Origin of the sequence: Pseudorhodoferax sp. Leaf274, assembly GCF_001422445.1 — a bacterium.
Classification (GTDB): domain Bacteria; phylum Pseudomonadota; class Gammaproteobacteria; order Burkholderiales; family Burkholderiaceae_C; genus Pseudorhodoferax.
This window is the reverse complement of record NZ_LMNA01000007.1, coordinates 80,605-103,126: the sequence shown is the minus strand read 5'-3', so window position 1 is coordinate 103,126 and position 22,522 is coordinate 80,605. Positions and strand designations below refer to the sequence as shown.

Genomic DNA, 22,522 nt, shown 5'->3' with positions numbered 1-22,522 from the left:
ACCCGGCCATGCCCCGGCGCGCCATCCACTCAACGAGTTGGCAGGGCACATCCGGCCGCTGGCAGGGCCTGGCGCGCGGGCTGCGCAGGCCGCGCAACGGCATGCAATTGGAGGGCATCCCATGATCACCGTCACTGCCATGAAGTGGGCGCCGCCGTTCGCGGCCGGCCAGGTGCGCGACCACCGCGTGCGCTGGATCCTCAACGAGGTCGGCTGGCCGTACGACGTGCGGCTGGTCGACGCGCCCACGATGAAGTCGACCGGCTACCGGGGCAGCCTGCAGCCCTTTGGCCAGCTGCCCGTGCTGGAGGAAGAGGGCCGGCCGCCATTGTTCGAAAGCGGCGCCATCGTGCTCGACGTGGCCATGCGCGCGGGCCGCTGCATCGGCGCCGAAGGAACGCCCGAGCGCGCGGCTGCGCTCCAGTGGGTCGTCTGCGGCCTCAACTCCATCGAGCCCTTCCTCTTCAATGTGGCCGAGGTCGAGTACTTCATGGACGACGCGGCCGCCCAGGCCGCCCGGCGGCCCGTGGTCGTGGCGCAGGCCAAGGCGCGGCTGGCCATGCTGGAGCAGGCGCGCGGCGGGCGCCCATGGTTCGTGGGCTATGCCTTCTCGGTGGCCGATCTGTTGCTGGCCTCCATCCTCAAGATCGCGCAGCGGCTCGGCCTGCTGGACGATCTGCCAGCACTGGCCGCCTGGCAGCAGACGATGCTGGCGCGCCCGGCCCATCTGCAGGCCGAGCGCGACCAGATGGCCGAGATCGCGCGCCACTCGGCCGCCGACATGCGCTACGACGCCGTGCCGAAGTCCCCTGCGCCCTGAACGAGGCGGCCGCACCATGCGGCCTCCGGGCCTTGGCAGGCGGTGTCAGGCCGGCTGGGCGGCCGAGGCCGGCAGCCCGAACACCCGGTCGAAGCCCCAGTTGAAGACGAAGGTGTAGACCAGGAAGAACAGCAGCAGTGCGGCGTCGAACAGCAGGGCCTCGTACAGGCCGATGTCCAGCCACCACGCGAACAGCGGCACCAGGATGGCCGCCAGCCCGCCCTCGAAGCCCAGCGCATGCGCGATGCGCCGCTGCACTGAGCGCCCGCGCACGGGCTGGCGCTTTTCCCACGCCTCGAACAGCGTGTTGAACACCAGGTTCCAGATGACGGCGATCACGGAGCACACCGTGGCCAGCGCCGTGGACGTGCCCGCGCCCTGGCCGGACAGCAGGGCCAGCCCCACGCTGGCGCACAGGATGGCGATCCCTTCGTAAAGGGTGACGTAGACGATCTTGCGTTGAATGCCTTGCATGGACCGCACTGTATGAGCGGTGTGCTGAAAGAAAAAGTCAACTCATGTCAGCGTGGCTGATAGATTGGCGGCATGGCATTCACCTCCGACACCGTCCTGCTGTTCCTGGCCGTGCTCGACCAGGGCTCGTTTTCCGCTGCCGCGCGTTCGCTGGGCCGCGTGCCTTCGGCCGTGAGCATGGCCATCGCCAACCTGGAGGCCGAGCTGGCCATCCCGCTGTTCGACCGCAGCGGCCGCGAGCCCCAGCCCACCGCCGCCGCGCGCGCGCTGGAGCCGCAGGCCCGGCAGCTGGCGCAGCAGCTGCGCGCGCTGGACGCGCATGCGCTGGCCCTCACGCAGGGGCTGGAAGAGCGGCTCACGCTGGCCATCACGCCCGAGCTGCTGTCGTCGCGCTGGACAGGCCCGCTGGCGCAGCTGGCGGCCGAGCACCCGCTGCTGGACGTGGAGGTGCTGGTCTCGCCCCAGGCCGACGCGTTGGCCATGCTGCATACGGGCCGCGCGCAGCTGGCGCTGGTGTTCGAGCGCCCCCGGCTGGACGGGCGCGAGGCCTTCCGCCAGGTCGGCAACGAGACGCTGCTGGCCGTGGTGGCGCCCGGCCACGCGCTGCTGGACGAGGCCGGTCAACCCACCGGCCTGGGCGCCCTGCAACTGGCCAACACCCGCCAGGTGGTGATCGCCGGCCGCGACGGCGGCGTGGCCGACCCGCGCGTGGTGTTCGGCCGTCACGTGTGGCACACCGACAGCCCCGAGGCCGCGATGGGCCTGCTCGAAGCCGGCCTGGGCTGGGGCTGGCTGCCGACCAGCCTGGTGCAGGAGCGGCTGGACCGCGGGCGGCTGGTGGCCTTGCCGCTCAAGACGCTGGACAACGGGATGGCGCTCTGCGTGGACGTGGTGTGGTCGCGCGAGAGGCCGTTGGGGTTGGGGGGGAGGTATTTGGTGGAGGGGATGGAGAGGGCGCGGGCGGGGTGAAGGGAGTCAGCAGCCGCCGTAGTTTTTCTTGCCGCTACGGGTGATGGTGTAGGTGCCGCCGCGCGGGCCGACGAAGCAGGTTTGGCTGGAAGAGGTTGGTGCTGCGCGGGCTGAACTTGGCATGGCGGATTGGCCGCTGCCGATTGCCGCAAGCGGCTGCGATTTCCGCGGTTTCGAGGCGGCGCCTGCCGCGGCCTTCAGGCAATCGAGCCGCTTGCTTGCGGGCTCCAACTGGTTGCAGGCTTCCAGCAATATAGTTGGAACCTGTGCCGACGCGGAGGTGCCGATGAGCACCAAAAGGACTAAGGATTTTTTCATTCGCCGCGCTCGTTGTTGATGATTTCTGGCGCTGGATCTGCAGATCGAATATTTTGAATATCTTGAGATGAAATCCCGCTTTATTTGCTTCGCGCCCAAAGCGTGTGTATTTTGAAAGAGGCCCCCCAATGTCTGACTTCAGCGGCGCCGAAGGCGTCCGCTGGAATGAGGGTTAGGCGTCACGAGATCAGAGAATGAATGTCTTGACGAAAACATCCCCGAGCGCAGTTTCTTGTTTCCCGTCTAGGTCTGCCTTCAAGCCTGGCGCATTTGTTATAAGACTGTCCGATTAATAGACGACACACCAGAGTGTCTTGGATTCAGAACGCTTCCTGTAGTTTTCGATGTCGATAATAAGTTCATCGTCCACTCGCTTCGAATGCGCACGATCTCTGACGATTTTTATCTCTATCACCAGCTGATGTGCAGGCAAGAGAGAGTCCATGCGTGTACTTGATCCGGCATAGTTAGGAGTGAGTTCCTCCGGCCGGATATCGCTAATCCAGGGCCGTAGCAGCGCGTGCAAGAGATCTTGGACGCCGTACTCTTTGCCAAAGTAGAGCAGCTGGGATCCTTTGCGACGGTGTGTCAACGGATGCATAGCTTGCCGCAGCCCTCGGACGACGACTTCAAGAAGTTCCTCGATATTACTGGGCATCGCTGGCATCGCTGGCATCGCTGGCTGCGGTGCAACGGTGGTCATGCGTGCTGGAAGTTCCCTCTCTTCCGGCGTGTTGCCTTGGGGAAGAACGCGACCAAATCTAAAGTATCGAAGGCCGTTTTCTTCGAGCGCGGCGTCTACTCGCACGCGTTTTTTTCTCCATTCCGGTAGATACTCCGGATCCTTCGGCGGAAGATCCATGAACTCTTCGAGAAGATTTCCGAGCAACGTAAGACTTCCCAAATTCTGGTCTTGACCACAACGGATAACCAGCTCTTCCACGTTGAACGTCATAGAGGTTCGGTGGTTCGCCGGCTGCGCCCTACCATATGAACAGTTCTTCGAGAGACGCGTGTGAGCCGGTGCTCGCGAGCACCTCTCCAACAACTGCGCAGAGAGACTTTGATAGCCACATCAGGACTTTCTCTGATGCCCAACGTCGGAGGTCAGCCGCACACAACGGCAACGCGCCGCGAGGCGTACGACCACCCACACGCTCCGCACGCCTTGCCGTTGTGTGTCGGTCTCGACCGACTTGTTATGTCGCCAATTATGGTTGCACCTGCCAATCTTAGAACTATAAGGAATAGAGATCCAACCGCTTTTTGCTAAGATACTTTGACTGATTTCGCCGTTGCGGCGAGGTCAGGAAGAGACTTTGCAGTTAGCTTGACAATTCTGCTGTTGATCTTGCTATCGATCTTTGCAAGGAACTTGGAGGATCTCAGGGTACTCTTAAAAGACCCATATTGCTCGCGGTCATAACTGTCAACCGCCGCGTCGTAGAACATTTCAACCGCCTTCTTTACATACTTTCTAAGCGAATTCTCAAATTCGTTTGCGCGCATTCTTTGAACCGTAATCTGGGGCGACGATAGATCGGAAAGCTTTGCGAAAATTTTGAACGTACAGTACGTTATCCAGTAAGTGCTTGTGACGCCAAGCAGCGGCGCATTCTCGTCTTCCCCTAACCCTTCAAGGTGCTTCTGTCGCTCCTCGTCGGCAAATTGGCCCACGAGCCAAGCCAAATAGACGGATGGCGCACCAATGCCTTTCTTGAAAAGCTTCTGGTAAGGCTCGTCGAATAACTCGCTCTTGTTATCAATCGCTTGGATCAAGTATGCGGGCTCCGCTGAAGCAAGATACTGCGTTACCTTATCCAGTTCAATTGTGAGCGCGTCTCGCCTGCGGCGAGAGCCGGCCTGTTTAGGGGCGTAAGTGACCCCGACTTTCTGGAATTCTTTTCGCAGTTGCTCCTGAATTTCATCGGCAGCGCGCACCGTCCAAATCTTTACCGCGTTCTGTGAGTTGTTGTACCGGACAATCTCATTCTTCAAGCCGACTTTCGCCGCGATCACCCGAGCAAGTACTTTCGCCTTCTCCTTCGCGTCAGCGCGGACGAGACTTGAAGTGGTCTGGCAGCCATTAACTATGCTGAATCGCTTGAGCTGAAGGCCAGAACCCTTGGCCTTACCAATTGGAGAGGCGCTGTCCGCGACGATGGTGATGCCATTGTTCAAAGCCCAAAAGTTACCCGGCGACGTTTGGGCAGTTCTTATAATCTGCTCGTTGATTCCGCCCTTGCGTGCTCCAAGAAAAAGACGAATGTTGCCAGCGAAAAGTTTGTCTTGGTGGGCCGTGTGGAGCCGTTTCAACTCACCCGCACTTACTGATCCCACCCAAGCGCGCCCGTACTCTCCGGAATCTTCAAAGTAGTTTCCGGAGAACTGCAAATGGTCCTCGGGTATCCCAGCCTCCGCGTCCATGAGGCTTTGATACTTACCTAAGACTCCGTCTTGGGCATAGTGAAAAAAATTGATGCCTGCGCAGGCAGGATCCTTCGAATGAGCGGTTACAGACCGATCAATTTGGTCCGATTTCTTCCCAAGGGTAATCAAGCCAACGGTATACGTATAAGTTGGATTTGCCTTCTGGAGCGACTGGAGTTGCTCCGCCAAGTCAGGGCGACCAGCATCAGAAAGCAGCTTTGGCTTTCTAATGTAGGGAATCGCAGCTACAACAGCATCCCATTTGGCCTTTGGCGTGGTCTTGGTGAAGTTTTCAGGGCAGTGCGCTTGGAGAATCATAATTTCCTCGCTGCTCGCGTCAGCGAAGGCGATGTCGATTCCCTGATCATTCCCGCCATCCGCTGCAGCCGATTCGAGCGCATCATCCTCCTCGATATCGAAGAAGGTGATCGCGAACCAAGCTGCAAATGCGCGACTCCTGGTGAGTGATCCCCGGTGCGCCAATTCGTCGATCGAGTCAAGAATATCTTTCAAATCCGCCTGCATTTTTTCTCCTCAATTTAATGTTTTGAACAATAGAAAATCAGTAACGAGCGCTAACTTGCATATACGTCAAGTCCTCCATCGCAACTTCGCCCTGGGTCTCGGAGCAGACGGTGCTTTAAAAATCCAGGAAAAAGGGCTGGTTTCCGGATTTGGTGCGCTTCATTAAACACAAGCGACATAACGCTTAAATTAATACGTTCCGCGCGAAGCGGCGTCGGATTGAATGAATTGTTAGGCGTCACTATCGTATAGGTCCACCGCTTCTTCCTCTGTGACAACTATTTCGACGATACGCAGCAACCCACCCGATATTGCGGGTTGAAATTCTGCGAACAAACGAGAGAGTTGGCTTGGCCTCGCCTCTTCACCGGGTAGGTTCACAAGTACGAGGGACATGAAAACATTAGTCTTCTTTAACGCCTTGTAGTGACTTAGCTTGGTAAGCATCACGTATAAGCGATCCCTGATGAACGAGGCGTTAGCAAAGCGATTGCTGCTCTGAACCTCAATAAATATTTCGGCGTCCAGACTCGTGAGATAAGCATCAAATATTGGAGAAGACGTGCTAACTTGATCAATTATTTCAATCTGTGCAGTTAGCTTTGCTTCGTGAACAATCGGAAATTGAGATAAATCATTTTCCTTTAGAAAACGGTCAACCGCTAAATTCTCAAGTCTTCGCCGGTCGAGTCTTCGAGGGCGAGGCACTGGTTGTTCTTGCGCAGGTGCTTGATGATCTTCTGCTTGTTTCTCTTCTACTTCTGCCTCCCCAGCGGAGGTGATGGTGAACATCCTCGCGAGGTCTTGAGGCAGTCCGAGAATGTTTGTGCTTGTTTGTCTTTGGGAGACGTTGGTTGCGATGGAGATAACTTGTGATCTCAATTCGCGATTTTCTGTCTTTAGCTCAGAGACCTGTGCTTTCTTCTCGGCGACTTCCTTGCTCATGGAAAGCAAGGAGCCAAGCGAAAAGTTGTTAAAGCTTTCGCTCAAAACGAGGATAACAAGCAACGCAAGAACCACTAGAACCCCTGCGCCGAGGTCCTCGACCGGAGCAACGTATACGAATCGATAGAAAATTCCTACACCTAAGAACAAGCATAGCGCAATTATCAAGCTACGAACGAACCAATTCCCTATGCTCACGCGAGATCTCCACTGTGACGTCTAATGAGTTATATACGGGTTGTTAACGAATTTCGATCAAAGTTTGAGCATGTGTCGCCACGTGGACTAGGGTCATCAACGTCCGCGTGGTCGAGAGCGGAAGGAAAATTTCATTACAAAGCGCTCCAGCTTTTAATTCCTCGCACTCTGCTGTCATTCGATGTCCCGAGTTCCGCGACACCCGGTCGAATACGCTGAGCATCCCCAAAAACCTTTTCCCGTGGCCGCCCCTTTTTTTGCAACGCGCCGAACCATGGGTTTTGAACATCGTGGGCAGTTCGGGTTGCCCGTGGGTTCCGTAGACGAGTGGGGCTGCTCGCGTTGCGCAGCCGGGGTTTGCTGTCCATCGGAAGCCGGGTTGTTCGGCGAGCTACGTTCGGCGGTGCGGGCCTTTGCCGTTTGCTGACTGCGACCCTCCCGCAGCAACTGCGCCAACGCCCGGCCATCGAGCAGCTGGATATTCCGCCCGCTCGCAAACCCTGCCGCATCCTTTGTGAACTGTCCGGACGTGACAGCAAAACCACCGGCCACGCCCTCCGCCGCCATCACCCCGTACAACTCCCGCACCGTGGAGACGCCCACCTTGAACGCTTTCCACTGCTTGCACTGCACGAAGAACCTCTCGCCGCCCTTGGTCAGCACAAGGTCCACGCCACCGTCTGCGCCACCCCCACCCGTTTCGCGCACGGTGTAGCCGCGGCGCTTGAAGCCTTCGCCGACCAACATCTCGAACTCCTGCCATGACATGCCTTGCAGCGCGTCGGGACCCGAGGCCTGTGAAGCGGTGTCGAACAGCGCCTTGCGCTTGCGTCGGCGCAGGAACGACGCCAATGCGCCCAGCAGGCAGATGAAGGGAATGAGGTATTGGCCGCCCGTGGCGAACCCCTGCCAGAGCATGGTGGGCAGCGCCTCGCTGAGCTGTTTTCCTGTCTGCACGGTCGGCAAAGGGCGGGTGGCGACGGCATGCAGCAACCAATACGACACAGCCGCCAGCGCCACGCCGCCCCACCAGGGCAGCAGCGCTACCAGGTCCATCAGATCGTCCGCCGTGCTGGATCTGCGCCGTCTTCCCATCGTCTCCCTCTCTCGTACAGATGTCGATTCAGAAACCTTCTGAAACAATCCTATGAGGGATTCGCGCAGGCGTTGAAATTTAGGCGCGCGCGTCATCCACCAATTGGTGGAAGGGCTGCTTGCCAGCGCGTCAACGACGTCGCACGGGACGGTCTCACCTGAGAGTGAGCGTGGTGCCAGGACCGCGGGCTCGAGCTGCTGGTGTCAGAAACTCCCGAACACCGTCCCCAACCCAATCACCACCACCAGCGCCGTCACCGGAAACACCATCGTTACCGCCGCGATGTTGAGGTACGACTGCCGGTGCGTCAGCTTGCAGATCGCCAGCAGCGTGATGATGGCGCCGCAGTGCGGCAGCGTGTCCATGCCGCCGGCCGCCAGCACGGCCACGCGGTGCATGAGTTCGGCGCTGATACCGGCCTCCTGCGCCATGCGCAGGTAGTCGGCGCCCAGGGCCTCCAGCGCGATGCTGAGGCCGCCCGACGACGATCCCGTGATGCCGGCCAGGATGTTCATGGCGATGGCTTCGGAGATCAGCGGGTTGTTGGGCGATACGTTCAGCACTGCTTCCTTGATGATCGCGAAGCCCGCCAGGCTGGCCACCACCGCGCCGTAGCCCACCTCCGATGCGGTGTTGAACAGCGGCAGCATGAAGCCGAACACGCCCTTGTTCACGCTGGTCTTGAGGTCGGCCCAATGGCCCAGGCGCATGAGCACCAGCACCGTGCAGGCCACGGCCAGCGCCACGATCAGCGACCACAGGCCGGTGCTGGTGGCGGTGTTCAGGTTGGGGAAGGCCTCGCGCATGAAGCCCAGGTCCATGTGGGGGAACACGGCGTAGGTGAACAGGGCGTTCACGCCCACCACCAGCAGCAGCGGCAGCAGGGCCTGCCAGACCGGCATGGCGCCGGCCGTGTGCACGGGGGCGGCTTCGGCGGGGGCGGGCGCTTCGTCCTCGTGTTCGCCATAGCCTTCGCCGGCACGGCGCGCCGCGGCCACGCGCGATTGCAGCCACCACAGGCCGCCGCTCAGCATGATGGCGGCGGCGATCAGGCCCAGGCCCGGCGCGGCAAAGCCGTTGGTGCCGAAATACTTGATCGGGATGGCGTTGATGATGGCCGGCGTGCCGGGCAGGGCCGTCATCGTGAAGGTGAACGAGCCCAGCGCGATGGCGGCCGGCACCAGCCGCTTGGGGATCTGCGCGGCGCGGAACAAATCCTTGGCGATGGGGTACACCGCGAACGCCACGACGAACAGCGACACGCCGCCATACGTCAGCAGCGCGCAAGCCGCCACCACGACGACCACGGCATGGCGCTGGCCCACCACGCGCACGATCCAGTTCGACAGCGTGTGCGCCGCGCCCGAATCGGCGATGAGCTGGCCGAACAGAGCGCCGAGCAGGAAGATCGGCAGGAAGGCCATGGCGTAGTTGGCCAGCGCGGGCATGAAGGTGCTGGTGTAGATGGGCAGCAGCAGCGCCGCGTCGCCCGACAGCAGCACGGCCAGCGCGGCCATCAGCGGGGCCAGCAGCAGCACGGTGACACCGCGGTACGCGAAGTACATCAACAACAACAGCGACACCACGATTGCCAGCATTCCCGCCATGCCCAGTCCTCCCTTGCCAAAAATGCGGCGGACTCTAGCAAGCACCAGGGTTTACACCGATCTGGCAAGGGGATAGCGCAGGGTGGCTGGGCCCCGGCCACGGCAAGGCGCTGGCCGACACCGGCCCCGGGCGCAGGCCGCCAGCCGCAAGGCCTGCCGGCGGTGGGGCACTGGCCCCGTGTCCCACGGCGCAAGGGTGCGCCAGCCGGCGCCGGCTGCGCGGCGCGCCGCCTACAACAGTGGCACGCGGGCTGCCAGGCTGCCCTGGGCCCGGCCCCCCGCAAACCAACCAGGAGAACACTGATGCAACACCCCGAAACCCCGACCCCCATCACCCCGCCCGCAGACGGCGACCTCGCCGCGCAGGCCCGCCCGGGCTACGGCGTCCCCTCGCAAGACCCGCGGCCCGGCGCGCAGCAGCCGCTGTCGCCCGCCGAGGCCGAGCGCGAGGCCGGCAGCGCCTTCACGGCCGGCGGCGTGCTGGCGGGCGCTGCGGCGGGCGCGGCCGTCGGCGCTGCCGTGGGCGGCCCGGTGGGCGTGGTGGTGGGCGGCGCCGTCGGCGGCGTGGCCGGTGCGGTTGGCGGCGCGGCGGCCGGCAAGGCCACGGCCGGCGACAGCGTCGACCTGCACATCGAGGACACCGGCGGCAACGGCCGGCCCGTGGTGCTGATCCACGGCTGGCCGCTGTCGGCGCAGGCCTGGGAGGCGCAGGTGCCGCTGCTGGCGGCGGCCGGCTACCGCGTGGTGGCCTACGACCGGCGCGGCTTCGGCCGCTCGGCCAAGCCTGCCAGCGGCTATGGCTACGACCAGCTGGCCGACGACCTGGCGCATGTGCTGGAGACCTGTGGCCTGCAGCAGGACGTGACGCTCGTGGGCTTCTCCATGGGCGGCGGCGAGGTGGCCCGCTACATCGCCCGCCATGGCGAGGCGCGGCTGCGCAGCGTGGTGTTCGCCGCGGCGGTGCCGCCTTTCATGATGAAGGGCCCCGACAACCCCGAAGGCCCCCTCACGCCCGAGAAGGCGCAGGAGATGAAGCAGGGCCTGGAGCAGGACCGTGAGGCCTTCTTCGAGCAGTTCACGCGCGACTTCTTCTCGGCCAACGGCGAGCTCAAGGTCAGCGAGCAGCAGCGTGCCGACGCCGTGGCGCTGTGCCGCCAGTCCGACCAGAAGGCGGCGCTGGCCTGCATGGAATCGTTCGGCACCACCGACTTCCGCGACGACCTGAAGAAGGTGAAGGTGCCCACGCTGGTGCTGCATGGCGACGCCGACGGCATCGTGCCTGTCGAGGGCTCGGGCCTGCGCACGCACCGCGCCGTGCCGCACAGCAAGCTGGTGACGGTGCCCGGTGCGCCGCACGGGCTCAACGTCTCGCATGCGCGCGAGTTCAACGACGCGCTGATCGCCTTTCTGCGCAACGGCTGAGGCCGGCCAATCTGGCAAGGGCCGTGGGGCCATGGCCCCATGTGCCGCCACGGGCCGCCGTGCGCATCTAGACTGCGCGCCCATGCCTTCCTGCCACCACGTCCGCCCGCACGCACGCCAGCACGCCGAAAGGCCGTGCTGCGCGCGCCGCGTGCCGGCCCGGTGCGCCGCTCCGCGCCGAACCGCCGGCCATTCCTGAGCCCGGCGGTCCGCACACGAAGCTTTCCCCTTCCTCGCTGCCGATCTCCGGGCCCATGTCCTCCAAGGCCCCGTTGCGCCCTGTGCGCCGGGGATGGTCGTTGCGTTCGCATCCGATGCGATGAAGGAGTTCCCATGCAATTGCGGCACATCGTGGCCGTTGTCGATTCGTCCGCTGCCAGCGTGCAGGCGGCCTGGCGCGCTGCGCGCCTCGCGTGGGCGCATGGCGCCGCGCTGAGCCTGGTGGCGCCGATGGCCGTGCCCGGGCGGCACCCCAGCGCGCGCCACGGGCCGAGCGCGCCGCCGGTGCGCATGCGGGCCGCGCTGGCCGACATGGCCGACACGATGGCGGCGGCCATCGGCATCCGGCCGGCGGTGGCGGTCGATCTGGAAGGCGAGGACGGTGCGGTACTGCGCCGGCACGCGCAGGTGGCCGACCTCGTGGTCGTCCCGGCCGCGCTGGCCCCGGGCGGGCCGGCGCCCTGGTGGCGCGGCAGCCTGGCGGGCCGGCTGCTGCACGAGGCGGGTGTCGCCGTGCTCATCGCGCGCCGCCCGCCCGGCACGGCGCACCGCTGCGCGCTGGTGGCCACGGGGCTCGATGCCGAAGCCGCCGGGTTGCTGCTGCGCGCGGCCGGCTGGCTCTGCCAGCCCCGTGCGGTGCTGGCCTGCCATGTGCTCGACCCGGCCATCCAGCGCCACCTGCACGCGGCCGACCTGCCCTTGCCGGCCGTGCAATCGTGGCTGGAGACGGCCACCCGCCGCGCGGAGCTGGCGCTGGGCGAGCAGCTCGTGCGCGCCGGCCTGCCGGCCGGCCAGGCCATGGTGCTGCGCGGGCCGGCGCCGGCCCGGCTGCTACAGGCGCTGCAATCGCGCGGCGCCTCGCTGCTGGTGGTGGGCAAGCCGCGGCGCGGGCCCTGGGCCGAACGGTGGCGCCCATCGCTCGCGCAGCGCCTGGCCGCGGCCACCCGCTGCGATGTGCTGTGGCTGCCCACGCCGCCCACCAGCGCGCAGGCGGCGCGCCAGCGCCTGGGCTGGCTGGACGCCGCGGCGCCCTGATCGCCCCGGGTGCCGCGGCGCCGGCGCAGCGCAGGGCCCACAAGCGCACCGCACTGTTCCCATCGGAGCCGGGGGCCCTGATGCGCACCGTACGGTGCCGGTCGCAGGCCCGGGCCCGCGCATGCACGGCACGGTGTTGCGCATCAGCCGGTGGCGGTGCCGGGCGCGCCGCTCGGCGCCACGCGGCGCGTGCGGCTGGCTGCAGGTTGGGCCGCGCCGCTTTCTTCCATCGGCTGGAGGACGCCGCAGGCGCGTTGCAGCAGTACCCTGTGCGCAGCCCATCCGGGCGGCCACGGGAGGAACCATGGTGCAACGTCTTCGCTCCGCCTGCGCGCGGCGGTTCTTGCAGCTTCTTTGTGCAGGCGCATGGGCGCTGGCCGCGTTGGCTGCCGCTGCCGACGCGCCCGCGCCAGTGCCCGAGCCGCCCGCCTGCCAGGCCTCGGCGCCGCGGCCGCCAGTGCGGCCCGGGCCCAGGGCCGTGGCGATCCCCGAGCCCAGGGGCATCCCGATGCTGCTGCAGAACTACGTGTATTGCAGCCCGGCGCCTGTGCCTGTGGCTATGGCTGCAGCCAGCGCCGCTGCGCCACCGGCCACCGTGGCACCGCCGGCTTGCCCGGCACCCGCACCGCCGCAGGAATGCAAGGTCGATCCTTCGATGGTGCCCACGTCGATGGAGATCAACCTGGGCAAGGGCATCGGCGTGAAGTTCCAGTCTGCCGGCGTGCTGGCCTGGGTGCTGGCCATCGCGTGCGTCGCTGCAGTGGGCGTGGTGCTCTACCGTCTCGTGAGGTCCGCCGCCAGCGCGGCCGCCGACACGGGTTCGCCGGACACCACGCGGTCGTGGCTTGCTGTCGCGCTGGCGCTGGTGGCGGGTCTGGTCATCGGTTTCCTCGTCGCGCCGGGGCCGCAGCTGTCCGACGCGCAGTTGCGCGAGCTGCGTGACTCTGCGCAGTTCAAGGCGGCCGTGGTCGAGCTGGTGGAGGCCAAGGCCGAGGCAGCCCGCCTGCGCGAACGCGTGGCCGCGCTGGAGCTGGCGGCCCGGCCCGCCGTGCCCGTGGCGCCCGTGTCCGTGCCCGTACCCGTGCCGGTTCCGGACATCTCCCGGCCGGGCGGCATCGACCTGGTCAGCCTGTTGCTGGGCGCGGCGCTGGCCTTGGCCGCTGGCCTGGCTGCGTTCACGCGCTGGATGCGGGACCTTGCGCAGATGCGCGGAGTGCTGCGCGCCATCGGCGCTGCGCTGGCGGCCACCGGGCTGCAACGGCCGCCCGCTGCCAAGCCGGAGTCACCGCCGCCCTCGCCCGAGGCGATTGCCTTGCAGATGGTGCGCGAGCTGCTGCCCTTGCGCTGGAGCATGCCGTACGACCTCTGAGGCCACCCGCACCGCGCACCGTGTGCCGCGCGGCGGGTGCTGGGTGCTGGGCCGGGGCGACTGCGCGGCGCAGCCCCTCAGGCGTGCAGCGCCGTCTCCAGCGCCCGCACCACGCCGGCCAGCGCATCGCCCAGCGCGCGTATGCGCGCGGCCGGCAGCGGCTGCGGCGCAAGCACGCCGCAGTTCATGACGAAGCGCACGGCATCCACCGGCTGCGCGAAGGGCACGGCCACGGCCTCGATCTCCGGCCTGAAGTCGCGCGAGCTGCAGTGGCCGTCGCGCCGGAGCTGGGCCAGCGCCTGTTCGGCCGCCCCCTCGAAGCGCTGCGCCGCGGCCGGGTCGTGCACGCGGATCTGGTTCAGCACCGTCCTGCGCTCGGCCGCGCTGGCGCTGGCCAGCCAGGCGCGGCCGATGGCTGTGGCCAGCATGGGCATCACGGCGCCGGTGTCGGGCGGCAGCAGCCGGCCATCGGTGCGCCACGCGGTCTCCACGTAGACCATGCCCAGTTGGTGGCGCAGGCCCAGCGAGACCGCTGCGCCCAGCTGCTGCGACAGTGCCAGCATGGCCGGCCGCGCCAGGCTGCGCACGCGCAGCCCGGCCAGCATGGGGTGGGCGATGGCAACGGCGCCGGCGCCCAGTCGGTAGCCCGCGCCCTGCGCATCGCGCCGCAGCAGGCCCAGCTGCGTGAGCGTGTAGGTGAGCCGCACCACGGTCTGCGGCGACAGGCCCAGGCGCCGCGCCAGCTCGCGGTTGCCCAGCAGGTCGTCGCCGGGCGCGAAGCAGTGCAGCAGGTCCAGGCCGCGCGCCAGCGTCTGCGCGGCGGCGCTGGCGGGCTCGTCGCCCGCGCGGCCGCGGCGCGCCGGGGCGGGCGCTGGCGCAGGCCAGGGCGGCGCAGGCTGCTCGGCCTGCCATTCCTGCTCGATGCGGCGCGCCAGCGTGCGCAGCAGCGGGCCCACGCGCGTGACCAGCGCGCCGGGCGCCAGGTCGCGCGCGGCCAGCCCGCAATTGAGAACCAGGCGTTCGCCGCCGAGCCGGACGTCCAGCGGCACGGCCACGGCGTGCACGTCGGCCATCCAGTGGCCCGGCGACATGCAGAAGCCGTGGCGCGCCAGGTCGCGCAGGGCCTGGGCCAGCGCGGGTGTCCAGGCCGCGTGCTGGGGCGCGGCCTGGTGGCGCAGGTGGGCAAGCACGGCGCGGCGTTCGGCCGGCGCGGCGCTGGCCAGCCAGGCCCGGCCGGCAGCGCTCTGCAGCATGGGCAGCGCGGCGCCCAGGTCGGGCCGGAAGGCCAGCCGCAGGTGGCCGCGGCAGGTCTCCACGTAGACCATGCGGCCGCGCTCGCGCATGGCCAGCGACACGGTGCCGCCCAGCGCCTCGGCCAGCTCGGTCATGGGCAGGCGGGCCAGCCGCCGCACGCCCAGGCTGGCCAGCAGCGGGTAGCCCAGCGTGAGCGCGCTGCTGCCCAGGCGGTAGCGGCGCGTCTGCGTGTCGAACAGCAGCAGCCCGCGCGCCACCAGCGTGGTGGACAGGCGCGAGATGCTGGGCCTGGACAAGCCGGTGCGTTCGGCCAGCTGGCCGTTCGTCAGGCCCGCGGGCGCATCGGCGAAGGCGTCGAGCAGGGCCAGCCCGTGCGCCAGGCTGGTGGCAAAGCGGGGGTCGGGCATCTGTTCAATATACCGAAACAAGCCTGGCCGGCGCGGGGTGCGCTTTCTAAGCTGCGCACCGGATCGACAGGAGACCCGATGACCGACACACCCGTGGCGCCCGATGCGCCGCACCGTGCGATGAGCACCGCACCCACCGGCCCGGCCGGCCCGCTGGCCGGCCTGCGCATCCTGGACATGGCCACCGTGGTGGCCGCACCCTTTGCCGCCACGTTGTGCGCCGACGCCGGCGCCGAGGTGGTCAAGCTCGAGCTGCCCGAGGGCAACGACCCGCTGCGCGGCCTGGCGCCCACGGGCCTGTACTGGAAGGTGCTCAACCGCGGCAAGGCCGGCATCTCGCTGGACGTGCGCCAGCCCGAGGGCCGCGCGTTGTTCCTGCGGCTCATCGCCGGCTTCGACATCCTGGTGGAGAACTTCCGCCCCGGCACGCTGGACCGCTGGGGCCTGGACTGGGCCACGCTGCGCTCGGCCAACCCGCGCCTGTCGGTGCTGCGGCTCACGGGTTTCGGCCAGACCGGGCCCTATGCCGGCCGGCCCGGCTTCGCGCGCATCTTCGAGGCCATGGGGGGGCTGGCCCACCTGACGGGCGAGGCCGGCGGCAACCCGCTGCACATCAACTTCCCGGTGGGCGATTCGATCGCGGGCCTGTTCGGCGCGTTCGCGCTGGCCAGCCTGGCGGCAGAGCGGGCGCGCGACCCGCAGGCGCCGGGCCGCGAGGTGGACCTGTCGGCCACCGAGGCGCTGCTGCGCGTGCTGGAACCGCTGGCGGCCGAGCACGAATTCCTGGGCGAGGTGCGCGGGCGCAGCGGTGCGCGCGCCAGCTACACCGCGCCATCCAACATCTACCGTACGCAGGACGGCCAGTGGATCACGCTGGTGGGGTCGTCGGACGGCATCTTCCGCCGGCTCTGCGCGGCGATGGACACGCCGGCGCTGGCCGACGATCCGCGCTTTGCCACCAACCCCGCGCGCGTGCGGAACCTGGACGAGGTCGACGGCGCCATCGCCGCGTGGTTCGCCGCGCACGGCTTCGACGCGCTGGCCGGGCGGTTGCAGGCGCATGGCGTGCCGTTCAGCAAGATCTACTCGATCGCCGACGCGCTGGACGACCCGCACCTGCGCGCGCGCGGCGCCTTCGTGCGCCTGCCCGATGCCGAGCTGGGCTCTGTGCCCGCGCCGGCCGCGGTGCCGCGCTTCGGCGGCCACGCACCGCCGCCACCGCGCACCGGGCCGGCCTGCGGCGAGCACAACGCCGCCGTCTACGGCGCGCTGGGCCTCACGCCCGCGGATCTGGCCGCGCTGCGCGCCACCCACGTCATCTGAACCCAGGAGCCAACCCATGATCCGCGATCCCCAGGCCTTCGACGAGCTGCTGGCCAACGTGCGCCGCCAGGTGCGCGAGAAGATGATCCCGCGCGAGGCGGAGGTCGAGCGGCTGGACGCAGTGCCCGACGACCTCGTCGCCCAGCTGGCCGCTGGCGGCTACTTCGGCTGGTCCATCCCCGAGGCCTACGGCGGCGCCGGCATGACCACCGAGGAACTGGTGCTGGCGGCGATGGAACTCTCGCAGGCCAGCGTGGCCTTCCGCGCCCGCGTGGGCACCAACACCGGCATCGGCTCCGAGGCGCTGGTGGCCGACGGCACGCCGGCGCAGAAAGACCGCTACCTGCCGCGCATGGCGCGTGGCGAGCTGACGGGCTGCTTCGCGCTGACGGAGCCCGAGGCAGGCTCGGACGCCGTGGCGCTCAGCACCAGCGCCGTGCGCGAAGGCGAGCACTACGTGCTGAACGGCAGCAAGTGCTTCATCACCAACGCGCCCCTCGCCGGTCTGTTCACGGTGATGGCGCGCACCGACCCTGCGGACCGGTCCGCCCGCGGCATCACCGCCTTCCTGGTCGAGCGCGGGACGCCGGGCCTCAGCACCGGGGTGCCCTACGACAAGATGGGCCAGGCCGGCTCGCCGGTGTCGGAGGTGCACTTCGACCACTGCCGCGTGCACGCGGACCAGATCGTGGGCGGCGCCGGCAACACCGGCCAGGGTTTCCGCACCGCGATGAAGGTGCTGAACAAGCAGCGCATCCACCTGGCCGCACTGTGCACGGGGCCGGCCATCCGCATGCTGGACGAGGCCGTGGACCATACCGCGCAGCGCCGGCAGTTCGGCCAGGCGGTGGCGGGCTTCCAACTGGTGCAGGCGCTGATCGCCGACTGCCAGACCGAGATCCACGCCGCGCGCGCGCTGATCCTGGAGACGGCGCGTGCGCGCGATGCCGGCGAGGACGTGACCATGCAGGCCTCCATGTGCAAGTACTTCGCTTCCGAGATGTGCGGCCGGGTGGCCGACCGCTGCGTGCAGATGCTGGGCGGCGGCGGCTTCATCCGTGGCCATGCCATCGAGCGCTTCTACCGCGACGTGCGGCTGTTCCGGCTGTACGAGGGCACGAGCCAGATCCACCAACTCAACATCGCCAAGCGCACGCTGGCGCGCGCCGGGCACGAACCGCGCTGACCCGCCAGACCACCACCCAGAGGAGACACGACACCATGCACGCCTGGACCACCACTGCCCCGCGCGCGGCCTGCATGCGCCGCGCCCTGCCTGCGCTGCTCGCCGCGCTGCTCACGTTCGGCGGCCTGCTGCCCGCCGCCCGGGCCGCCGACTACCCGGACAAGCCAGTCCGCATCATCGTGCCCTACGCGCCCGGCGGCGGCGCAGACACGGCGGCGCGCGCCATCGGGCAGCGCCTGTCCGAGGTGTTCGGCCAGAGCTTCATCGTCGAGAACAAGGCCGGTGCCGCCACGCAAACCGGCACGCTGGCCGTGGCCCGCGCCGCGCCCGACGGCTACACGTTGCTGCTGGGCACAGCCAACCTGGCGACCAACGCGGTGCTGTTCGACAAGCTGCCCTACGACGCCCAGCGCGACCTGGCGCCCATCTCGCTCATCACCAAGGCGCCGGTCTACGTGCTGGTGCATGCCGATTCGCCGGTCAAGGACTTCAAGCAACTCGTGGCGCAGGCGCGCAGCAGCAGGAACGGCCTGAGCTATGGCACGGCAGGCAACGGCAGCATCCCGCACCTGGCGGGCGAACTGTTCCGCACCGACACTGGCGTGCAACTGCTGCACGTGCCCTACAAGGGCAGTTCGGAGGCGGTGGCCGCGCTGGTGGGAAAGCAGCTGGACCTGAGCTTCGACAACCTGCCGCCGACCAACGCCATGATCAAGGGCGGCAAGCTGCGCCCGCTGGCCGTGGCGGCAGGCCGGCGCAGTGCGCTGATGCCCGACGTGCCCACCATGGCGGAGCAGGGCGTGCCGGTGGAGGCCTCGTCGTGGTGGGGCCTGCTGGCACCGGCGGGCACCCCGCCGGCCGTGATCGCCAAGCTCCACAAGGCCATGGTGGAGGCGCTGGCCACGCCGCAGATGCACGAACACCTGGCGCGGCTGGGAATCGAGCCCGAAAGCTGCTCGCCGGCCGAGTTCACGGCCCACATCCAGGCCGAGACGCTCAAGTGGGGCAAGGTGGCCAAGGCCGCCGGCATCAAGGCGGACTGACGATGGCCTCTCCTGAACGGTTCCGTGCCTTCCGGCTGCACCAGGACGCGCCCGGCGCGCCGGTGGCGGGCCGCTTCGTGACGCAGGCACACGATGAACTGCCGCCCGGCGAGCTGCTGGTGCGCGTGGCCTATACCAGCATCAACTACAAGGACGCCCTGGCCGCGGCCGGCCTGAACCAGATCGTGCGGCAGTACCCACGCACCGGCGGCATCGACTTCTCGGGCCGCGTGGAGCATTCGAGCGACCCGCGCTTCGCGCCCGGCGACGCGGTGGTGGTGCACGGCTTCGGCGTCGGGGTGGACCACGACGGCGGCCATGCCGAGTTCGCCCGCGTGCGTGCCGACTGGGCGCTGGCGCTGCCCGAAGGCCTCACCCTGCTGGAGGCGGCCACGCTCGGCGCGGCCGGCTACACCGCCGCGCTGTGCGTGCACTGGATGGAGCACAACGGCCTGGCGCCGGGCGGCCTGCCCGTGGTGGTGACGGGCGCCACCGGCGGCGTGGCCAGCGTGGCCATCGACATCCTGGCCGGGCGCGGCCACGAGGTGGTGGCCGTGAGCGGCAAGGGCGACGCAGACGGCTACCTGCGTGCGCTGGGCGCCGCCACGGTGCTGGACACGTCTGTCGCCGTGCCCTCGGGCCGGCCGCTGGACAAGGGCCAGTGGGCCGGCGCGGTGGATTCGGTGGGCGGCGAGATGCTGGCCTGGCTGCTGCGCAGCGCCGCGCCGGATGCGGTGCTCACGAGCTTGGGCAACGCCGGCGGTGCCGAGTTGCACACCACCGTGCTGCCGCTGATCCTGCGCGGCGTGCGGCTGATCGGCATCAACGCGAACAGCCCCATGGCGCTGCGCCGCACCGTCTGGGCCCGGCTGGCCGGCGACCTGCGGCCACGCCACCTGGCGCGCATCGCCCGGATGACGGCCTTCGACCAGCTGCCCGAGGCCATGGCACGCATGCGCGAGCGCGCCACGCGCGGGCGCCTGGTGGTGGCGATGGCCTGAACTGCTGCGCGGGCATCCCCCGCGCCTGTACTACCATGGCCGGCCGCTGAACCCGCCACCACGATGCCCATGCGCCCCATTCCCGCGCTGGCCTGCTCGGCCTTGCTGCTGTTGTTGCCGGGCCTCTCGCAGGCCCAGAAGATCACGGTCGACCGCGAGGCCTACATGGCGCGCTGCACCGCGCTGATCTATCCACTGGACGAGACGCTGCTCAACCGCCTGGCCACGCGCGACGGCTTCGCGCAGCAGTCTTTGGGCTACCTGCGTGCCACGCGCGATGTCTGCGGCTGCGGGTTCGAGCAGGCGCAGGGCGCGCTCAACGCGCGCCGGCTGCTGCTGTTCGCCCACCGTGGCTTCGAGCCGCTCGAAGAGGGCATCGGCCAGGTGTTCGAGGCGGCCGACCGCGACGCCGTGGGCAAGTTCGAGAAGGAGCACAAGGGCTACCGCCAGTGCGCCGAGACCTTCGAGCGCCGCGTGCGCGAGGCGTCCGAGGCCACGAAGTAGCGGCCGGCGCCGGCTTGTAACCGCGGGCCGGCGTGGCAGCATCGCGCGGTCCATCTTCAGGAGCACCGCAGTGATCCACATCGTCCACGACACGCACGACAGCGTCGTCGCCATCCCGCCCTCCACCACCAGCCTGTGGCTGGACGCCAGCCAGGTCCACGCCGCCACCGGCTGGGAGTGGAAGCCCCAGGGGCTGTGCCGCGGCGCGGCCTGCATGCCGATTCCCCCAGCGGGGCACGGCGGCGGCCAGGCGCTGGTGGACGGCGCGCGGCTCGACCTCGCCGCGTTCTGGCGGCACCTGGGCTGGCCGGCCGTGCACGACGACGCCGGTGCGCTGTGGGTGCTGGGCGAGGGCGCCGACAGCCAGGCCGCGGCGTGGGAAAGCCTGCAGGCGCCCGACTTCGAACTGCCCGACCTGGCCGGCCGCATGCACCGGCTGTCGGACCTGCGCGGGCAGCGCGTGTTCATGGCCACCTGGGCGTCGTGGTGCGGCTGCCGGGTCGACCTGGCGCTGTGGCAGGCGCTGCAGGCATCGGCGGGCGCCCACGGCTTCACGGTGCTGGCGATCGCGCTGGACGATGCAGCCTCGGCGCGGCCGTGGATCGAAGCCGCGGCGCCGACCTTCCCGTGCCTGATCGATGCGGAGCACCTGGTCGCGCAGCGCTACAACCTGGTCAACGTGCCGCAGGCCGTGTGGATCGACGAGGAAGGCCGCATCGTGCGCCCGCCCGAGAGCGCCGGCTCGACCGACGGCCTGCGCGAGCGCGACCGCCAGACCAACGCCATGCCCGAGGCGGTGGTGGCCCGGCGCGCCGCCATCAAGGCCACCTACCTCGACGCCGTGCGCGACTGGGCGGAGCACGGCGCCGCCAGCCGCCACGCGCTGGCGCCGCAGGAAGTGCGCCGGCGGCTGCAGCGGCCCGATGCGGCCATCGCCGAGGCGCATGCGCGCTTCCGGCTCGGGCAGTCCTTGCTGCGCGCCGGCCAGGAGGCGCAGGGCCGGGCGCAGCTCGACATGGCCTCGCGCCTGCATCCCGATTCATGGGCCATCTGGCGCCAGCACGCCGAACGCGATGCGCGCGGCCTGGCGGTGAGCCCGGCGTTCTGGGAGCGCGTGGACGCGCTGGGCGACAAGCCCTACTACCCGCCCGCGCAGCTCTGAAGCCGGCGGGCGTTCCGGCGCGACGTGGAAAGAGCGCCCCCGCTCAGGCCGCGGGCTTGTCGGCCAGCCGCTTGACCTGGATGGCGCGCCCCGTCCACACGCCGCCGGGCGGCAGCGCGCGGATGGCCGCCTTCTGCGCGGCGCTGAGATCTTTCTCGTTGTCGATGTAGCTGGCACTGACCTGGATGCTGCGCGGGCGTGGGTCGTGCGGGTCGGGCAGGATCAGGCTGATCTCGTAGGTGGTCGTCATGCGGCGATTTTCGGCGATGGCCGGGGCCGGCCCGCCACGGCCCGCAACTGCAGCCGCGGCGCGTGCACCAGCCCGATGCTGGCCCAGACGCCCACGCTGAAGTACAGCGTCATCCACACCACCTCGGTCTTCCAGTCTTCCCACTGCGTGGAGACGTGCACACGGCCTGCCACGTCGGCCACGCCGGCGCCCAGGCCCAGGTAGGCACGGCCGGCGGCCTCGTCGGCCAGCCAGCGGTGCCAGTACATGGGCACGTCCACCGCGAACATGTACAGCGCATACGCGCCCGCGGCCACCACCCACAGCGCCAGCACCGGGCGCTGGTGCGCAGCCACGCGCGGCCACAGCGCGAGCAGGCAGGCCGCGACGAGCGCGGCGCAGGTGCCCCACAGGCTTTCCTCGATGGTGTGGCCCAGGTTGGAGGTGGTGAGCACCGAGTACCACGAGCACAGCTCGGCCACGAGGATCAGCGGCACGATCTGCAGCGCCGCCAGCCGCGCGAGCGGCCGGTCGCCGCCGCGCGTGGTGTCCTTGAGCATCAGCGCCCACTGCGCGGCGAAGCACAGCTCGGCCACGGTGGCGACCGAGCGGCCCACCAGCACGCTGGACCACGGCGCGTCGACCATCACCAGGCGCGGGATGTCATACACCGGCACGACCGAGCGGAAGGCGCAGCCGAACACGTAGCCGGCCGACAGCCACAGCTGCAGCCGGCGCAGGCCGTGCCAGTTGGCATCGCAGGGCAGGTCGGCCCGGTGCACGCGCCAGGCCGTCCAGCACCAGGCGGCGATGTTGAGCAGGGCGACCGTCCACAGGGCGGTGCGCCAGAGGTGGAGCGGTTCAGCCACGGCGGGCCGGCTGCGGACGGCGGTGGTTTCGGTGTTGTCGTTGCATGGCCTGTGGATGCCTGGACGGTGGTGCGCCAGCACGCTACGCCGCGCGCGCGCCGGCGTCTGTAGGACATG

21 protein-coding genes are annotated in these 22,522 nt (G+C 68.3%); 11 read left to right on the top strand and 10 right to left on the bottom strand.

Annotated elements, in window-relative coordinates:
• Positions 1-121: 121 nt before the first annotated feature.
• Positions 122-820: a glutathione S-transferase family protein gene (locus ASF44_RS11675; protein ID WP_056899395.1), complete on the top strand. Its 699-nt coding sequence runs from the start codon at positions 122-124 to the stop codon at positions 818-820.
• A 45-nt stretch (positions 821-865) separates the two neighbouring features.
• Here ASF44_RS11675 and ASF44_RS11670 read toward each other — a convergent pair whose 3' ends face one another.
• Entirely contained in the window at positions 866-1,294 is a 429-nt protein-coding gene (locus tag ASF44_RS11670) for a PACE efflux transporter (protein ID WP_056899455.1), read from the bottom strand.
• 72 nt (positions 1,295-1,366) lie between these two features.
• Between ASF44_RS11670 and ASF44_RS11665 the strand changes: the two genes are divergently transcribed.
• Positions 1,367-2,263 carry a LysR family transcriptional regulator gene (locus ASF44_RS11665; protein ID WP_056899394.1) on the top strand — a complete coding sequence of 299 codons (897 nt, stop codon included), beginning with the start codon at positions 1,367-1,369 and terminating at the stop codon, positions 2,261-2,263.
• 6 nt (positions 2,264-2,269) lie between these two features.
• Here the strand turns inward: ASF44_RS11665 and ASF44_RS31715 are convergent, their stop codons facing one another.
• The 6 genes from ASF44_RS31715 to ASF44_RS11655 form a co-directional block, all read right to left on the bottom strand.
• Positions 2,270-2,581, bottom strand: coding sequence for a hypothetical protein (locus ASF44_RS31715; protein ID WP_156374462.1), 312 nt, complete (start codon positions 2,579-2,581; stop codon positions 2,270-2,272).
• A gap of 289 nt (positions 2,582-2,870) precedes the next feature.
• Positions 2,871-3,536, bottom strand: coding sequence for a hypothetical protein (locus tag ASF44_RS30960; protein ID WP_200930592.1), 666 nt, complete (start codon positions 3,534-3,536; stop codon positions 2,871-2,873).
• 314 nt (positions 3,537-3,850) lie between these two features.
• A complete protein-coding gene (locus ASF44_RS30955) occupies positions 3,851-5,536 on the bottom strand; it encodes an AIPR family protein (RefSeq protein ID WP_082524702.1) in 1,686 nt (561 codons plus the stop codon).
• Positions 5,537-5,767: 231 nt separating this feature from the next.
• Positions 5,768-6,481, bottom strand: a complete 714-nt coding sequence (locus tag ASF44_RS31710) for a hypothetical protein (RefSeq protein ID WP_156374461.1) — start codon at positions 6,479-6,481, stop codon at positions 5,768-5,770.
• Between the two features lie 372 nt (positions 6,482-6,853).
• Entirely contained in the window at positions 6,854-7,774 is a 921-nt protein-coding gene (locus ASF44_RS11660) for a restriction endonuclease (RefSeq protein ID WP_056899393.1), read from the bottom strand.
• Positions 7,775-7,978: 204 nt separating this feature from the next.
• Positions 7,979-9,382 carry a GntP family permease gene (locus ASF44_RS11655; protein WP_056899392.1) on the bottom strand — a complete coding sequence of 468 codons (1,404 nt, stop codon included), beginning with the start codon at positions 9,380-9,382 and terminating at the stop codon, positions 7,979-7,981.
• A 303-nt stretch (positions 9,383-9,685) separates the two neighbouring features.
• Between ASF44_RS11655 and ASF44_RS11650 the strand changes: the two genes are divergently transcribed.
• The 3 genes from ASF44_RS11650 (at position 9,686) to ASF44_RS11640 (ending at position 13,427) form a co-directional block, all read left to right on the top strand.
• Positions 9,686-10,804: an alpha/beta fold hydrolase gene (locus tag ASF44_RS11650; protein WP_082524701.1), complete on the top strand. Its 1,119-nt coding sequence runs from the start codon at positions 9,686-9,688 to the stop codon at positions 10,802-10,804.
• A 333-nt stretch (positions 10,805-11,137) separates the two neighbouring features.
• Positions 11,138-12,058 carry a universal stress protein gene (locus ASF44_RS11645; protein ID WP_056899391.1) on the top strand — a complete coding sequence of 307 codons (921 nt, stop codon included), beginning with the start codon at positions 11,138-11,140 and terminating at the stop codon, positions 12,056-12,058.
• Between the two features lie 508 nt (positions 12,059-12,566).
• Complete coding sequence (locus ASF44_RS11640) at positions 12,567-13,427, top strand: hypothetical protein (protein ID WP_156374460.1); 861 nt, start codon at positions 12,567-12,569, stop codon at positions 13,425-13,427.
• Positions 13,428-13,504: 77 nt separating this feature from the next.
• Here the strand turns inward: ASF44_RS11640 and ASF44_RS33265 are convergent, their stop codons facing one another.
• Positions 13,505-15,088, bottom strand: a complete 1,584-nt coding sequence (locus ASF44_RS33265) for an IclR family transcriptional regulator (RefSeq protein ID WP_162243802.1) — start codon at positions 15,086-15,088, stop codon at positions 13,505-13,507.
• A gap of 78 nt (positions 15,089-15,166) precedes the next feature.
• Between ASF44_RS33265 and ASF44_RS11625 the strand changes: the two genes are divergently transcribed.
• From ASF44_RS11625 to ASF44_RS11600, 6 genes are all read left to right on the top strand, one after another.
• Complete coding sequence (locus ASF44_RS11625) at positions 15,167-16,411, top strand: CoA transferase (RefSeq protein ID WP_156374459.1); 1,245 nt, start codon at positions 15,167-15,169, stop codon at positions 16,409-16,411.
• Between the two features lie 16 nt (positions 16,412-16,427).
• Positions 16,428-17,597: an acyl-CoA dehydrogenase family protein gene (locus ASF44_RS11620; RefSeq protein WP_056899389.1), complete on the top strand. Its 1,170-nt coding sequence runs from the start codon at positions 16,428-16,430 to the stop codon at positions 17,595-17,597.
• 35 nt (positions 17,598-17,632) lie between these two features.
• Positions 17,633-18,640 (top strand): tripartite tricarboxylate transporter substrate binding protein, encoded by a 1,008-nt coding sequence (locus ASF44_RS11615; RefSeq protein ID WP_235579198.1) that lies wholly within the window; start codon positions 17,633-17,635, stop codon positions 18,638-18,640.
• Positions 18,641-18,642: 2 nt separating this feature from the next.
• A complete protein-coding gene (locus ASF44_RS11610) occupies positions 18,643-19,641 on the top strand; it encodes an acryloyl-CoA reductase (RefSeq protein ID WP_056899387.1) in 999 nt (332 codons plus the stop codon).
• Positions 19,642-19,704: 63 nt separating this feature from the next.
• Positions 19,705-20,145 carry a hypothetical protein gene (locus tag ASF44_RS31705; protein WP_056899386.1) on the top strand — a complete coding sequence of 147 codons (441 nt, stop codon included), beginning with the start codon at positions 19,705-19,707 and terminating at the stop codon, positions 20,143-20,145.
• A 70-nt stretch (positions 20,146-20,215) separates the two neighbouring features.
• A complete protein-coding gene (locus ASF44_RS11600) occupies positions 20,216-21,307 on the top strand; it encodes a TlpA disulfide reductase family protein (RefSeq protein WP_056899385.1) in 1,092 nt (363 codons plus the stop codon).
• Between the two features lie 43 nt (positions 21,308-21,350).
• Here the strand turns inward: ASF44_RS11600 and ASF44_RS11595 are convergent, their stop codons facing one another.
• Complete coding sequence (locus ASF44_RS11595; protein WP_056899384.1) at positions 21,351-21,557, bottom strand: hypothetical protein; 207 nt, start codon at positions 21,555-21,557, stop codon at positions 21,351-21,353.
• Positions 21,554-22,405, bottom strand: coding sequence for a hypothetical protein (locus ASF44_RS11590; RefSeq protein ID WP_156374458.1), 852 nt, complete (start codon positions 22,403-22,405; stop codon positions 21,554-21,556). The genes ASF44_RS11595 and ASF44_RS11590 overlap by 4 nt, the downstream gene beginning before the upstream one ends.
• Positions 22,406-22,522: the final 117 nt, after the last annotated feature.